This window comes from Oscillospiraceae bacterium (assembly GCA_015068645.1).
In the GTDB taxonomy this organism is placed as follows: domain Bacteria; phylum Bacillota; class Clostridia; order UMGS1840; family UMGS1840; genus SIG452.
The window spans coordinates 22,881-37,532 of the sequence record SVKD01000012.1 but is presented as its reverse complement, the minus strand read 5'-3'; the positions used below and the strand labels follow the sequence as shown (position 1 = coordinate 37,532).

The window sequence follows — 14,652 nt, the reverse complement described above, 5'->3', positions numbered from 1 at the left end:
TGGCGAATGAACAAACATACAAAAAGCGACCGGAAGCCGGTCGCTTTTTAAACTCAATCTTACAGAGCAGCTTTTGCTTTTTCTACTAAAGCGGTGAAGCCTGCGGGATCTGCAATTGCAATTTCGGATAACATCTTTCTGTTGATTTCGATGTTTGCTTTTTTCAGACCGTTCATCAGTCTGGAATAGCTGATACCATTCATTCTTGCAGCAGCGTTGATTCTTGCAATCCACAACTGTCTGAATTCTCTCTTTTTCTGTTTTCTGCCGATGTATGCATAAACCAGAGATTTCATAACTGCTTCATTTGCAGTTCTGAACAGTCTGCTTTTTGCGCCTCTGTAGCCTTTTGCTAATTTTAAGATTTTTTTATGTCTTCTTCTGGTGACAACAGCACCTTTGATTCTTGCCATAGTTCTTAGTATCCTCCAACTTCTATAATTTCAAATCTTAGAAAAAACGATTCCAAAAAAACTTATTTGTAAGGAATCAGTTTTTTGATTACTGCTGCATTTGCTTCACAAGCATAGCCGCCCATTCTTAAGTGTCTTTTTCTCTTAGTGGATTTTTTGTTTAAAATGTGTCTTCTGCCGGCTTTCGCTCTTTTCACTTTGCCACCTTTGGTCAAAGAAAATCTTTTAGCGGCACCTCTGTGTGTCTTAATTTTAGGCATGATAATTACTCCTCTCTTATTATATAAAATCTAAACCTAAATTACGGCTTATTTGGGGCCTAAAAACATAACCATGCTTCTGCCTTCCATTTTTGCGGGTTTATCAACTGTGCCAACCTCAGTAATCGCTTCACCGAATCTTCTTAAGGTATCTGCACCTAAGTTGGTATGTGCCATTTCACGGCCACGGAACCGAACTGATACTTTCACCTTATCTCCGGCTTTTAAGAATTTGATTGCCTGATTTAATTTGGTGTTGAAATCGTGGGTATCAATGTTCACGGAAAGACGAACTTCCTTCACGGTAACAATCTTCTGATTCTTTTTGATTTCTTTTTCTTTCTTCGCCTGTTCGAAACGGTATTTACCGTAATCCATGATTTTGCAAACCGGCGGAACTGCCTTGGGAGAAATCATAACCAAATCCAAGTTTGCTTTGATTGCTGCTTCCATGGCATCCTTAATGGGTAATACGCCCAACTGATCGCCCTGTGCACCAATAACTCTGACTTCTTTTTCGCGGATTTCCTCATTGATTGGTAATTCTTTCACGCTAATGGAAAAGCACCCCTATCTTTTGTTTTTTCGTTTTTGTTTTTGACACAAAAAAAGACGGATAAATCCGCCCTCACAAAACACACAGTACACCTGCGCATCCGATAACCTGCCGAACATTTTCGACCAAGGTGAGAAGCGGAAACTTCTTCTTTCTTATATCAATTACCTTGTTATTATAACACAATTTTTCCATTTGTCAAGTTTTTTTTGTATTTTTTTAATTTTTTCTTTTCGGTAAGAAAACCATGTTCTTTCCGTACATAGCATTTCATATATTATACTATTATATATAGGAGGTGCTTTCGTGAAGCTTCGTTTTTCATTGACACTGTTTTGCATGGCGCTTGTATGCATTCTGTCGGGTGAATTTTGGTTTCAAACACTGCACGTGCAAAGCGATGCATCTTATATCAAGTGGGTGGAATTTCAAATTCCCTCTCCCCTTTTATATCAAGCAATTGAATTGGATATCCAAAGCCGCAACGAAGAAGAACGGGTAGACTTTATTAAGTTGCTCAGTTATCTTGCAGCCAAAAACGGCGGCAATTTTAAACAAGTTACCCAAAAAGATGTAACAAATGCTGCAGAATATTTAAAAACCAATACCCCCACAAATCTTAAACAATACTCTTATTACTTAAATGCCTACGGTGCCATTTTAAACGGCTGGGTTGGTGAATACGAGGCAGAACAAAAGCAGGAAGACGGAACTGTAAAACCCGTTTTAAAATACGGACTTTTAATCCGTCATCCCGTGAAAGGATACTATTCCGATTCCGACGATTTTGGAAACAGCCGCAGTTACGGCTTTCAGCGAAAGCATCAGGGACACGATTTTTTCACCTCCACAGGGGTTCCCGTTGCTGCTGTGGAAGACGGTGTGATAGAAGTGATGGGCTGGAATCGCTACGGCGGCTGGAGAATCGGCATCCGAAGCTTTGACGGAATGCGGTATTATTATTACGCCCACCTGCAAAAAAATCACCCCTTTGCAAAAGACTTAGCAGAAGGGCATACCGTAAAAGCCGGTCAAACCATCGGCTATGTTGGTCAGACCGGCTACAGTTTCAAAGAGAACGTGAACAATATTCAGGTGCCTCATCTGCATTTTGGAATACAACTGATTTTTAACGAAGTACAAAAGGATGGCAACAACCAAATCTGGATTGACTGCTATCAGATTTCAAAATTACTTTCCAATCCCCCTGCACCGGTGGTGGTAGAAACTACGGTTGCATCTTAAAATGCTGAATTCTCAATGTCATATCCGGATTCACCAAGTATTCCTCATATGCTCCGAACCCCGTTTGCACCAAAAAAGGAACGTCCAGCGTATTTTGCACCAAAAGGGCTACTTCCCCGCGGGTTGCTTGTTCGTCCTGCGCAAAAGAAACTCCTTTTGCGATTCCATTCTGTGAAGCTACCATAATCATGCCCATAGGATAGCCGCCCATCTGTTCTGCTTTAGGAAGATATCCACAGGTAGCAACTAACATTTTGATTACTTCTGCATAGGTAACTTCCTCTTCAGGACGAAATGTTCCGTCAGGATAACCATTCACGATTTTATACGCTTTCACTATATCAATATAACCTGCCGCCCAGTGATTTTCTGATACATCGGAAAACAAAGATACAGCGGGAACATTTTTGATTGCGGTATCCTCCAATGCCAGAAGGCGACAGATAATCACTGCCATTTCCGCTCTGGTAACAGTTTGATTCAACATCAAATCGCCGTCTTCATTCCCTTTTAAAACAGAAAGAGAAACCAATTCTTCTGCTGCAAGTTCCTCAGATGTTTTTTGGGCAGATACCGTAATATTCCCCAAAAGGGTAACGGTTAAGATGATTAAAAAAAATTGTTTTAAAAGTTTCATAATTTTTTCCTTTCTCATACTGATTTTGCTTGAAAGGCTGTTACCTATCTGCTGATGACTGAAAATAAAAAACCTCCTCACGCCATATAAATTAACAAATAAAAAGTGCGCAGCCACCGAGAACGGAAAGCCGCGCACAAAAAAACGCACAGCTCCGTTTCAAAGGTTGCTACACACTTTTCAAATCATAACACAATCAACTGCTTGAAGGTATGACGAAACAAGAGCATACGCTTTTTATACTTTTTTAGTAATAGCGTGCCCTTCAAGCATTGATGTTATGAAATTGTGTTGTTTCAATTTGAAAAGTTGTAGCACATTCATTGTAACATAGTTTCCCGTATTTGTCCACAACTTTTTTTCTTTCCCTTTTTGGGTACAAAAAAACTGCAACAAAATGTTGCAGTTTTTTATGATTTAGTTACTAAAAAATCCATTGCAGGAAACTTGCTGCTCCGGAGGTCAGAAAAGTTGCAACGATTGTTCCCACAAAAATTGCAGGCAGAGCATATTTTTCTCGCATATCCAAAAGCGCTGCAATCATAGAGCCGGTGATAGCACCGGTGCCGGGTACCGGAAGTGCCACAAAGAAAAACAATCCCCATGCGGAGTATTTCTGCAACTGTGCCGCTTTTTTATGGGTACGTTCTTCCAGCTTGGTTGCAAGTTTGCAAAACAACTTTGTTCTTCTTAAGAAACCAAGCAAGGGACGGAACAGATAAATAATAAAGGGAACAGGAATCATATTTCCTAAAACACTCAGTGCATAAAGCTCCCAATAGGGCATTCCGCTATTTAAAAAGAACAAAATGGAATACCTTGCCTCCACCATAGGAATCATGGCAGCAAGCATTACTTTTAACCATAAAGGCAAAGGCAGATTCACAAAGAAGCTTTGAATGGAATTTCTAATTGCATCTAACATAATTCTTTCTCCGAATATGTATGGGTTGCCCGAGGAATCACTCAGGCAACATCATATTTCACTAGTCTTCGTTTTCTTCTTTTTCGGGTTTTACACAGGTAATATTTAAGTCGGTTAACTGTTTGTCATCCACAAAGTCGGGAGCGTTGGTCATCAGTTCGGATGCATTCTGCACTTTGGGGAATGCAATGACATCACGAATGGAATCGCAACCAGCCATCAGCATACACAGTCTGTCCAAACCGTATGCCATACCACCGTGGGGCGGAGGTCCAAAACGGAACGCATCAATTAAGAAACCGAAACGTTCCTGAGCAGCTTCTTTAGAAAAGCCTAACACACCAAACATTTTTTCCTGCAATTTGGTATCAAAAATACGGATACTGCCGCCGCCGATTTCGTTACCGTTTAACACGATATCGTATGCTTTTGCACGAACTTCGCCGGGTGCGGTTTCTAATTTATCCAAATCTTCATCCATAGGAGCAGTGAAGGGATGATGTTTTGCCACATAACGATTTTCTTCTTCATCAAACTCTAAGAGCGGGAAGTTTACTACCCACAGGAAAGAGAAGGAGTTTTCGTCATATAAATTAAATTTCTTCGCCAGGTCACAACGTAAGCTGCCTAAAACAGTGTAAACCACGTCGGTTTTATCTGCAACAATTAAAATAATGTCGCCTGCTTTTGCATTGGCTTTTGCAATCACTTTTGCCAACTGTTCTTCGGTCATAAATTTAGCAATAGGAGATTTTACGCCGTCTTCGTTTACCACGATATAAGCTAAACCTTTACCGCCGTAGGTTTTCACCAGTTCGCCCAATGCATCAATTTCTTTACGGGACAGTTTTGCACCCATACCTTCCCCGTTGATACATTTTACGCTTCCGCCGTTTTGCAAAGCGTTTTGGAATACAGTGAATTCCACGTCTTTCACTTCTTCGGACAAGTCCACCAATTCCAGACCGAAACGGTTGTCCGGCTTATCGGAACCGTAGCGTTCCATCGCTTCTTTGTAATCCATTCTCATAAAGGGAGTCTGGATATCCATATCTAAAACTTCTTTAAATACTCTTTTTAAGAAGCCTTCGTTCATAGCGATAACGTCATCCATTTCCACGAAAGACATTTCCAAGTCAATCTGAGTAAATTCAGGCTGACGGTCTGCACGCAGGTCTTCATCACGGAAACATCTTGCAATCTGAATGTAGCGGTCAAAACCGGATAACATCAGAAGCTGTTTGTAAAGCTGAGGAGACTGGGGCAGTGCATAGAATTTTTCCGGATGCACACGGCTGGGCACCAGATAGTCTCTTGCGCCTTCAGGAGTGGATTTGGTTAAATAGGGTGTTTCGATTTCTAAAAAACCGTTTTCATCATAGTAATCTCTTGCAATTTTGGAGATTTTGTGACGCATGATAATGTTTTTCTGCATTTCGGGACGGCGCAAATCCAGATAACGGTATTTTAATTTAATCTGGTCGTTTGCTTCCACATCGGATGCGATAACAAAGGGAGTGGGTTCGGAAACGGAGAGGACTCTTAATTCCTCTGCCACAATTTCAATTTCCCCGGTTTTGATGTTTTTGTTAAACGCACCGCTTCTCTGACGAACAGTACCGGTTACGGCAATCACATATTCGTTATGAACACCTTTTGCCTTATTTAAAAGTTCCACGTTGATGGTTTCATCGAACACAATCTGAACAAGACCGGTTCTGTCACGAAGGTCAATGAATACCAGAGAACCGATGTCTCTTTGTTTGTTTACCCAACCTGCTACTGACACTTTCTGCCCGATGGAGGAAGAATCAAAGTCATTTGCATAGTTGGTGCGTTTGAAGCCCTGTAAGGTTTCAGCCATTTATAATCAATCCTTTCTGTATGGTTACATTACGCTTTTACTACGTTTACGATTTCATCGGGAGCCACATTCACGGTTTCGCCGTTTGACATATTTTTCACGGGATAGCTTCCCTGAGCAATTTCGTCATCCCCGATGACTACAGTATATTTTGCGCCGATTTTGTCGGCATATTTCATCTGCGCTTTCACGGAACGAGCATTTAAGTCATATTCTGCAGAAATACCTTGTCCACGTAAGGAGTAAACAAGCTGATAAACCTGTTTTTTTGCCGCATCACCGATGGGAATTAGGAACACATCAGGTGTATCTTTGGAAACCTCCATAGCACCTTCTGCCAAAAGGAGCAGACGTTCAATGCCCATGGCAAAGCCGATACCCGGTGCATCGTTACCACCTAAATCGGCAATCAGACCGTCATATCTGCCGCCGCCAAGCACCGTACCCTGTGCACCAATGTTATCGGACACAAATTCAAACACGGTTTTGGAATAGTAATCCAGACCACGAACGATACCTTTATCAATTTTGTAGGTGATACCAACAGTATCTAAAATATCGGTCACGGTGTTGAAGTGGTCACGGCAATCGTCACACACACAGTCAAAAATGGTGGGTGCATCCTTGATTAAGGACTGGCATACCTCCGACTTACAGTCAAAGATTCGCATAGGATTCTTGCCTAATCGTTCCTGACAGGTTTCGCATAAAGAATCTTTTTTAGCTTCCAAAAATGCTTTCAATTTTTCGTTATAAGCTTTGCGACATTCCTTACAACCGATATTGTTCAGGTTTAAAGTGATGTTGCCGATGTTTAAGCGCTTGAAAATTTCAGCACCGAAAATGATGGCTTCCGCATCGGAATTGGGAGTGGTGGTGCCAAGCATTTCCACCCCAAACTGATGGAATTCACGAAGTCTGCCTGCCTGAGGCTTTTCATAACGGAAGCAGGAAATCAGATAAAACAGTTTTAAGGGCAGAACCCCTGCATAAAGTCCGTTTTCCACAAAGCTTCTTGCTACCCCTGCAGTGCCTTCGGGACGAAGGGTAATGCTTCTGCCACCCTTATCCAAAAAGGTGTACATTTCTTTGGTTACCACGTCGGTGGTGTCCCCTACCCCACGGGCAAACACTTCGGTTGCCTCAAAGGTGGGGGTTCTGATTTCTTTAAAATTAAAATCGTTACAGATTTGTTTTAAAACGCTTTCCACATACTGCCAACGGTAACTATCCTGGGGCAGTACGTCTTTGGTTCCTTTGGGTGCGGTTAATTTCGCCACTATAATCACCCTTTCTTATATTTTGTTCTCGTAGAGGTTGTAATTGGAATAAGAATCTTCAGAAAGATTCATAAAATCGTCATCATCTTTTGGAAGGAGTGCAATTTCCAACACTTCCCAAAATTCGCTGACAGGCATAAAGTTGAAGTCATCAAAAATTTCTTTTGGAATGTCTTCCAAGTCCTTTTCGTTTTCCTTGGGAATGATGATGTTAAACACTCCTGCACGATGTGCAGAAATGGACTTTTCTTTTAAACCACCGATGGGAAGCACTTTTCCGCGGATGGAGATTTCTCCCGTCATTGCCACATCATTACGGATTTTTCTGCCGGTTAATGCAGAGGTAACCGCCAAAGCAATGGTAATCCCTGCAGATGGACCGTCTTTGGGAGTTGCTCCGTCGGGGAAATGAATATAAATGTCTTTGGTTTTATAAAAATCTTTTTCCAGATGCAAACGGTCTGCCACCGAGCGGATGTAAGCAACTGCAATTTTTGCAGATTCTTTCATCACATCGCCTAAGCTTCCCGTTGCTTCAATTTTACCGGTACCGTCCACGGCTACTGCTTCGCAGAACAAGGTGTCACCACCTGCAGCTGTCCAGGCAAGACCTAATGCCGCCCCGACTTCGGGAAAAGCATTTTTGGGGTCAACGGTATATTTCTTCTTACCTAAGAAGGTTTCTAAATTATTTTCATTGACGGTGATGGATTTTTTATCCGAAAGAAGCATTTCTTTCTCCGCTTTACGGATTAAGGTCACTAGATTTCTCTCTAATCGGCGAACCCCTGCTTCTCTCACATAATAATCAATAATGGAATAAATTGCACTATCGTCAATTTTCAAGGTTTTCTTAGTGATTTTATGCTCTTTGTACTGCTTTTTCACCAAGTAGTCAGTGGCAATCCGATATTTTTCATAACGGGTATAGCCCGATAACTCTATCACTTCCATACGGTCAAGTAAGGGACCGGGAATGGTGTCCAGACTGTTTGCCGTGGTGATAAAGAGCACTTCGGATAAGTCAAAGGGCAAATCCACATAGTGGTCAGTAAAGGTGTTATTCTGCTCTTTATCTAAGGCTTCCAGCAGAGCACTGGCAGGATCGCCACGCATATCCTTACCAAGTTTATCAATTTCGTCTAACAGAATGAGCGGATTTTTCACTCCTGCGGTGCGGATGGCAGACATAATCTTGCCAGGCATTGCGCCCACATAGGTACGTCTGTGACCACGGATTTCCGCTTCGTCATGAACACCGCCTAACGACATTCTCTGATATTTTCTGCCGATGGAATCCGCAATGGATTTTACAATGGAGGTCTTCCCAACACCGGGAGGTCCCACCAAGCATAAAATCTGGGATTTGATTTCGGGATTAAACTTTTTGGCAGACAAGTATTCTAAAAGTTTCTCTTTCACTTTATCCAGACCGTAATGGTCACGGTCCAGCTTTTCCAAACATTTCTTTAAATCAATATTTTCTTTGGTGGTTTTTAACCAAGGTAAATCGAAGATGGTGTCCAGATAGTTTCTCTCCACCATGGTTTCCTGCGCCTGAGGATGCATCTTAGCAAAACGGCTGATCTGCTTTTTCAGCTTTTCATAGGAATCCTCGGACAAAGCAGTGCGAATGCCCTCCAATTTTTTCAGATACTCGTCGGATTCGGAATGAACATCTTCCTCTTCCCCCAGTTCTTCGTGAATGGCACGGATCTGCTCTCTTAAATAATATTCTTTCTGATTTTTATCAATCTGGCTTTTCACCTTTGCCTGAATGTCAATTTCCAGTTGCAGAAGGTCAATTTCCGCCGTTAAAATCTTAATCAGCTCGGTTACTCGTTTCTTAGGATCCAACAGTTCCAGAAGGTACTGTTTTTCATCGTAATCCACAAATAAGCTGCCGCAGATAATGTCGGTTAATTTTTCAATATCGCTTGTGGAAACGATTCCACCCATCACATCGGGAGAAATTCTGCCCACCAGCTTAAAGTATTCTGCATAAACATCCTTTAAGGAACGAATCTGAGCTTCCAGTTGTTTGGAACGACGGACAGGTTGCCGTCTGGGACAACGTTTCACCTGGGAGAAGAGCATGCCGTCTTTTTCATACACAGCAAAACTTTCTCCGCGGATTCTTGCATCCACCAGCACTCTCACGCAGTTGTTGGGCAGCTTTAGCAGTTGTTTTACCTTGGCAATGGTGCCGATACGGTAGAAATCACCTTCTTTGGGATGCTCCACCGAAGGATCAACCTGCGCCAGTAAAAACACAGGCTTGTTGTGTTGCATTGCATATTCAATTGCTGCCACAGAAACTTTTCTCTGGGCATCCAAATGCATCACCGTGTGGGGAAAAATAGACACGCCGCGAAGAGGCAGAACCGCCATTTCTTCGGTGATGATTTCTTCTATCATATTATGATTTTCTTTTGTCATACAATAAACTCCTTGTGATGACCAATCGGATTCTTGGAAGATTACAGGAAGCCAAACTTCCCGAGGTATACTGATAAATGGTCATACATATACATTAAATAATATTATACAATAACTTCTAAAAAAAAGCAAGCAATTTTTTTGATTTTAACAAAGAAACCCTCTCCCTGCTAAAATCTTATGAAAAAACCAACGAAAGAAGGCCAGTTTTTAATGAAAAAGAACCGTTTTTTTCCGCTGATTGCAGGAATTTTCCTGTTTCTTGTAATCTGGATGATTCCTCTGCTGTTTGCAAGCTTTGGAACCCATTACCAAAAAGAAACCCCCACGCCGTCCAAAGTGCCGCCCGTTGCCGCACAACCGCAGACCGAAATCACCTTATTGCATAACAATACTCCCATAAAGCTTCCGTTAGAAGAATACCTTTACGGCGTGGTAGCAGGCGAAATGCCGGCATCTTTTGAATCAGAAGCCTTAAAAGCCCAAGCAGTTGCCGCCAGAACCTACACCGTAAACCGTTCCAAATCACCCAACAAAGACCATCCCAATGCAGATGTCTGCTCTGATTCCTCTCATTGCAAAGCATATTTATCGCCCGACGAGCTTTCCCAAAAATTTTCAGAAAGCCCGGAGCAGCTTGAAAAAATTAAACAAGCGGTAGACAGCACCCAAAATCAGATTCTCGTCTACAACGGCGAACCAATTTCTGCGGTGTTTCATTCCACCTCTTCCGGTATAACAGAAAATGCCGAAGATGTGTGGGGAAATCCTGTTCCATATCTGGTATCGGTAACATCAGAGGGAGAAGAAGATTCTCCCCGCTATCAGGAAACCAAAACCTTTACTTTTTCGGAATTTCAAGAAAAAATTAATGCAGGAAGTAAAACCGTTTCTTTCACCGAAGATCAAAAAAATTGGTTTTCCCACTGGGAAAAAAACGAATCCGGAAGCGTAAAATCCGTATCTATTTGCGGTACTTCCTTTTCCGGAACCGAGCTTCGTTCCCTTTTAGGACTACGTTCTGCGAATTTTACTGTGGAAATCACAGATGGTATCACAGTGTCCACCAAAGGATACGGTCACGGCGTAGGAATGAGCCAATACGGCGCCAATCACCTTGCCAAGCGAGGCTACACCTACGAACAAATCTTAAAAAAATACTACACGGGTGTTGAAATTGACTCCCTGTAATGTATAAAATTCCATCAATCGGTTACAATTTTCATAACAATCAGTTTTTTCAGAAAGGAACAATGAAGTTATGAAAAAAGGCAAAACATTTCTTACCCTACTTAGCGCCGCCGGAATCATCACCGTAATTACTATGACAATCTCCCACACGACAACCACCCACCTGGAAAAAGAGTTGGCGTTAAAAACTAACACCGACCTGATAAAAAAAGCTCTGCCCACACCAACGGCAGCTGTCACACCGGAACCGACTCCACTTCCCACAGTGCCGCCCTCACCAACCCCTTTACCACCTATACCGACTGCAGAACCAACCCCTGTTCCCACTCCGACACCCTTTCAGATAGCACTTCCCGTATCGGGAGCAGAGGTGCTGTCTGATTACACAGAGGATATTCTGGTATTTCAGGCAACCTATGGGGACTACCGCATTCACACGGGAATTGATTTTGGAGGAGAAAAAGGAACCCCCATCTTGGCAGCGGCTGATGGAATTGTTTCCAAAAACAGCTTCGATTATGAAACCGGTTACACCGTGGAACTGACCCACGAGGGCGAATACCTGACCAGATACTGCAATCTGGAAAACGACAAAGCCGTCACCGTGGGTCAGGTGGTCACCCAAGGAGAACAAATCGGCACTTTAGGAGAGGTAGGAATCTTTGAAGCGCATCTGCCCAGCCATCTGCATTTTGAGCTGGAACAAAACGGAGAGCCGACAAATCCTCAAGAGTATCTTTATAACGCTCTTCCTTTGCAATAAATCCTTTCATTGCAAGGAGATCGGGCGAAAAATGTCGAACGATTTTTCTTTACTTTTCTCTCTTTTTCTGCTATAATAAAGTCGCAATTGGAAAATATTTCCATTTTCGTTCATTTCATGCAGCAAAAGGAGAAAAAACAATGAATCTTTTTCCCAAAACACCTCAAAAAAACAGAATTCTTACGGTTCCCACAGAAAATATTTTAAAGAATCCCCATCAACCGCGCAAAATTTTTGAAGAAGGGGCATTGTTTGAGCTGGCAGAATCCATTCGTGCCTGCGGAATCATTCAACCGTTAACCGTGCGAAAACTCAATGAAAGCACCTTTGAATTAATTGCAGGAGAACGTCGCTTAAAAGCATCAAAACTCATTGGATTAAAAGAAGTTCCCGTGATTGTGATGAATGTAAATGAAGATGCATCCGCTTTGGTTGCCTTAATCGAAAACCTGCAAAGAGCAGACCTTACCTTTTTTGAGGAAGCCATCTCCTACGACAAACTGATTCGGGAATTTGCATATACTCAGGACGAGCTGGCTTTTAAGCTTGGGAAAAAGCAATCCACCATCGCCAACAAGCTTCGTCTGCTCCGTTTAAGCGATGAAATCAAAGCGCTGGCTGTGGAACATCAGTTAAGTGAACGTCACTGTCGGGCATTGCTGCGAATGGACAATGAAGAACTACAAAAAAAAGTGCTCCATCAGATTATTACCAAGAATTTGAATGTAATGGAAACCGATGCCTATATTGACAGTCTGGTATCGGAAAAAGTGTCCAAAGAACGAAAAGAAAAACGAATGATTCCCCTCTTTCGGGATATCCGCATTTTTTCCAACACCCTAAAGCAGGCAGTGGAAATGATGAATAAAGCCGGCGTTCCTGCCGACACAAAAAAAAGCGAAACAGATTCCTATATTGAGTATATTATCCGCATTGATAAATCCCAATTCCCTGCATCCTCCTAAAAAAAGCTTGTGCTCGCATGTTGCGGGCACAAGCTTTTTTATCTCAGTTTTTATTGTGCATTAACAAAATAATGATAGATCGCACTCACTGCTTCAGCACGAGTTAACTGTTTTTTGGGATAGAAATTCCCGTCGTTACTTCCCTTGAAAACACCAAGTCCTGCCAAAATGGTGATATCCCCCTTCAAAGAATTGGAGGCGTCTGCTTCATCGGGGAAAGGATAACGGAAAATTTCGTCTTTTTTTGCAATCTTCTGATACCCTAACTGATAAACAAAATAGCAACTCAATTCCTCTTTCGTCATCACCGCATCAACATTTACTTGCTCTACAGGGATTCCTTCCACTTCTGCAATCATTTGTTTGATATCGTCATCCAAATCGGAGCTGTATCTCAAAAAAAATTGCAAAAATTCTTTTTTGGTAATTACTTCATCGGGACGAAACTCGTTCTCTGAAATATAGTAACCGTTATCCAGCAACGCCAGAATCATTTCTTCTGCCCAATGCCCTGCAATATCGGTATACTGTGGAACAACGGTCTCTTGAATGGAAGTTCCTCTGTAATTTAAGCGATTTCCGCTATACACATCAAAAAGAGTACCGCTTGCATTCTGGAAGGTATATGCAAGCACATATCTGTCTTTTACGGGGATATAAGTCTGGACAAAATCCATTTTTTGATCCATCACTTCTAAGATTTCCTTCTCGCTCATAGCAGAAGAAACATCCGGAAAATCCAAGTTATCCGTGAAGGAACGGTTGAAGGAGCCTACCTGCTTGGTAGCAGAATCCACCCGTACATTCAGATAATTTCCGTTTACGGGAATACCGTTTTCCATCCGTTGATAGGTGATGTAGTAGGAAGAGGGGAATTGTTCCTCCTTCACGGGAGAAATACCGTAGTGTCCCTCTTCCATATAGGCGGTCTGTGCAAACACATCAGACGCTTCTGTTTTGAAAAATGCTTCTGCTACTGCTTTGGCATCTTCTCGGCTGAAAGATTTGTTTTCCGAAGGTTCCTCAGGCATCGAAAAACTAATCAACTGTCCGGTTTTAGCGTCCAGCTGCACATCTGCGTAGCTGTTGTCCTCTTTTTTCAAATCGAAATACCAATAAAGCTTGGTTTCATCCCGATAATTTTGATGCAAGGAAGCTGTCTGAAGAGTATATTCCTCTAAAGCAGGAATTTTTTTGGTTGCAATCGTTAAGGCTTCTTCTTTGGAATACACCTCACCCACATTGGAAAGTGCTTCCAGTTCCGCAGGCGAAAATCCGACTTCAACAGATTCTTCCTTGGAAGCAGAATTGTCCATAGCTCCGTTGGTACTTCCATACATAGGAGATTCTTCCGAAAAATACGGCTCCACAACCCCACCGGTTACCGCATCAATCGCTTTCCCCGTGGTATCTTTTAAGGAATATACAGGAAACACCGTAAAAGCTTTGTCTTTTGAATTATAGTACATCCGATATTCCATCTGAACACCGATGTCACGCAGGTATGCTTCTTTTGCTTCCTCTTCCTTCAATAAAGCAGTAGTTTCAGGCAATCCCTCTGCTTTTCTCGTGCCATGGTAACTTTTGACATTCCCGTGATATTTATCCACCGTCACAGAAACCGTGTTAGCAAATACGGGAATCTCTCCGCAAAATTCCTGGAAGGTAAAATATGCTGTACGGGAATCTCTGTTCTCCCCGTCAGGTGTTACTTCCCGAAGATAAGGATATAATTCGGGATTCACTCTTTGGATAAACTCTTTGGCAATTTCTCTTGCTTCCTCGTGGGTATAGTTTGCCAAGGTTTCATCATAAGAATCTGCATAAATCCAAGAATAATAGGCAGACACAAACCCATCTTCACTAAGATAAACCTGCATATCCCCTTTGTTTTCACCCGACCAGATAAAAATCCAGCTTACTTCACCATCCGGTGCAGTCTGAGCACGATAGGTAAACTCGGTATATTCTTCAGGAACATTCAGGATTGTTTTTGCATATTCCAGTGCTGTTTGCATACTTTCCGATTCACTCTGGGCAAACGCAGGCGAAAAGCACAGTAAAAAACAAAGAAGCAAAGAGAGAACTGATTTTAATTTCATTGCAAATAGCTC

The 14,652-nt window shown here is 42.1% G+C and carries 13 protein-coding genes; 4 read left to right on the top strand and 9 right to left on the bottom strand.

Annotation, left to right across the window (positions count from 1 at the left end; translation table 11 throughout):
- Positions 1-59: 59 nt before the first annotated feature.
- The 3 genes from rplT to E7413_06585 form a co-directional block, all read right to left on the bottom strand.
- Positions 60-413, bottom strand: a complete 354-nt coding sequence (gene rplT, locus E7413_06595; protein MBE7019525.1) for a 50S ribosomal protein L20 — start codon at positions 411-413, stop codon at positions 60-62.
- Positions 414-475: 62 nt separating this feature from the next.
- Entirely contained in the window at positions 476-673 is a 198-nt protein-coding gene (gene rpmI, locus E7413_06590) for a 50S ribosomal protein L35 (GenBank protein ID MBE7019524.1), read from the bottom strand.
- 48 nt (positions 674-721) lie between these two features.
- Entirely contained in the window at positions 722-1,231 is a 510-nt protein-coding gene (locus E7413_06585; GenBank protein MBE7019523.1) for a translation initiation factor IF-3, read from the bottom strand.
- A 304-nt stretch (positions 1,232-1,535) separates the two neighbouring features.
- Between E7413_06585 and E7413_06580 the strand changes: the two genes are divergently transcribed.
- A complete protein-coding gene (locus E7413_06580; protein MBE7019522.1) occupies positions 1,536-2,474 on the top strand; it encodes a M23 family metallopeptidase in 939 nt (312 codons plus the stop codon).
- Here the strand turns inward: E7413_06580 and E7413_06575 are convergent.
- The 5 genes from E7413_06575 to lon form a co-directional block, all read right to left on the bottom strand.
- Positions 2,458-3,129, bottom strand: coding sequence for an S-layer homology domain-containing protein (locus E7413_06575; GenBank protein ID MBE7019521.1), 672 nt, complete (start codon positions 3,127-3,129; stop codon positions 2,458-2,460). The genes E7413_06580 and E7413_06575 overlap by 17 nt on opposite strands.
- A gap of 406 nt (positions 3,130-3,535) precedes the next feature.
- Positions 3,536-4,036: a small multi-drug export protein gene (locus tag E7413_06570; GenBank protein MBE7019520.1), complete on the bottom strand. Its 501-nt coding sequence runs from the start codon at positions 4,034-4,036 to the stop codon at positions 3,536-3,538.
- A 61-nt stretch (positions 4,037-4,097) separates the two neighbouring features.
- Positions 4,098-5,900 carry an aspartate--tRNA ligase gene (gene aspS, locus E7413_06565; GenBank protein MBE7019519.1) on the bottom strand — a complete coding sequence of 601 codons (1,803 nt, stop codon included), beginning with the start codon at positions 5,898-5,900 and terminating at the stop codon, positions 4,098-4,100.
- A 29-nt stretch (positions 5,901-5,929) separates the two neighbouring features.
- Positions 5,930-7,180 carry a histidine--tRNA ligase gene (locus E7413_06560; GenBank protein ID MBE7019518.1) on the bottom strand — a complete coding sequence of 417 codons (1,251 nt, stop codon included), beginning with the start codon at positions 7,178-7,180 and terminating at the stop codon, positions 5,930-5,932.
- A gap of 15 nt (positions 7,181-7,195) precedes the next feature.
- Positions 7,196-9,598 (bottom strand): endopeptidase La, encoded by a 2,403-nt coding sequence (gene lon / locus E7413_06555; GenBank protein ID MBE7019517.1) that lies wholly within the window; start codon positions 9,596-9,598, stop codon positions 7,196-7,198.
- A 201-nt stretch (positions 9,599-9,799) separates the two neighbouring features.
- Between lon and spoIID the strand changes: the two genes are divergently transcribed.
- From spoIID to E7413_06540, 3 genes are all read left to right on the top strand, one after another.
- On the top strand, positions 9,800-10,810 hold the full coding sequence (gene spoIID, locus E7413_06550; GenBank protein MBE7019516.1) for a stage II sporulation protein D: 1,011 nt from the start codon (positions 9,800-9,802) through the stop codon (positions 10,808-10,810).
- Positions 10,811-10,880: 70 nt separating this feature from the next.
- Complete coding sequence (locus E7413_06545; GenBank protein MBE7019515.1) at positions 10,881-11,573, top strand: M23 family metallopeptidase; 693 nt, start codon at positions 10,881-10,883, stop codon at positions 11,571-11,573.
- Positions 11,574-11,713: 140 nt separating this feature from the next.
- Positions 11,714-12,538 carry a ParB/RepB/Spo0J family partition protein gene (locus E7413_06540; protein MBE7019514.1) on the top strand — a complete coding sequence of 275 codons (825 nt, stop codon included), beginning with the start codon at positions 11,714-11,716 and terminating at the stop codon, positions 12,536-12,538.
- Positions 12,539-12,588: 50 nt separating this feature from the next.
- Here the strand turns inward: E7413_06540 and E7413_06535 are convergent, their stop codons facing one another.
- Positions 12,589-14,640, bottom strand: a complete 2,052-nt coding sequence (locus E7413_06535) for a hypothetical protein (GenBank protein ID MBE7019513.1) — start codon at positions 14,638-14,640, stop codon at positions 12,589-12,591.
- Positions 14,641-14,652 lie beyond the last annotated feature (12 nt).

Excerpts from the sequence above, each read along its gene's own strand:
- E7413_06545 (MBE7019515.1), top strand. The coding sequence starts at position 10,881 with ATGAAAAAAGGCAAAACATTTCTTACCCTACTTAGCGCCGCCGGAATC.
- lon (MBE7019517.1), bottom strand. The coding sequence starts at position 9,598 with ATGATAGAAGAAATCATCACCGAAGAAATGGCGGTTCTGCCTCTTCGC.
- aspS (MBE7019519.1), bottom strand. The coding sequence starts at position 5,900 with ATGGCTGAAACCTTACAGGGCTTCAAACGCACCAACTATGCAAATGAC.
- E7413_06575 (MBE7019521.1), bottom strand. The coding sequence starts at position 3,129 with ATGAGAAAGGAAAAAATTATGAAACTTTTAAAACAATTTTTTTTAATC.
- E7413_06535 (MBE7019513.1), bottom strand. The coding sequence starts at position 14,640 with ATGAAATTAAAATCAGTTCTCTCTTTGCTTCTTTGTTTTTTACTGTGC.
- E7413_06570 (MBE7019520.1), bottom strand. The coding sequence starts at position 4,036 with ATGTTAGATGCAATTAGAAATTCCATTCAAAGCTTCTTTGTGAATCTG.
- rpmI (MBE7019524.1), bottom strand. The coding sequence starts at position 673 with ATGCCTAAAATTAAGACACACAGAGGTGCCGCTAAAAGATTTTCTTTG.
- E7413_06540 (MBE7019514.1), top strand. The coding sequence starts at position 11,714 with ATGAATCTTTTTCCCAAAACACCTCAAAAAAACAGAATTCTTACGGTT.
- spoIID (MBE7019516.1), top strand. The coding sequence starts at position 9,800 with ATGAAAAAACCAACGAAAGAAGGCCAGTTTTTAATGAAAAAGAACCGT.
- rplT (MBE7019525.1), bottom strand. The coding sequence starts at position 413 with ATGGCAAGAATCAAAGGTGCTGTTGTCACCAGAAGAAGACATAAAAAA.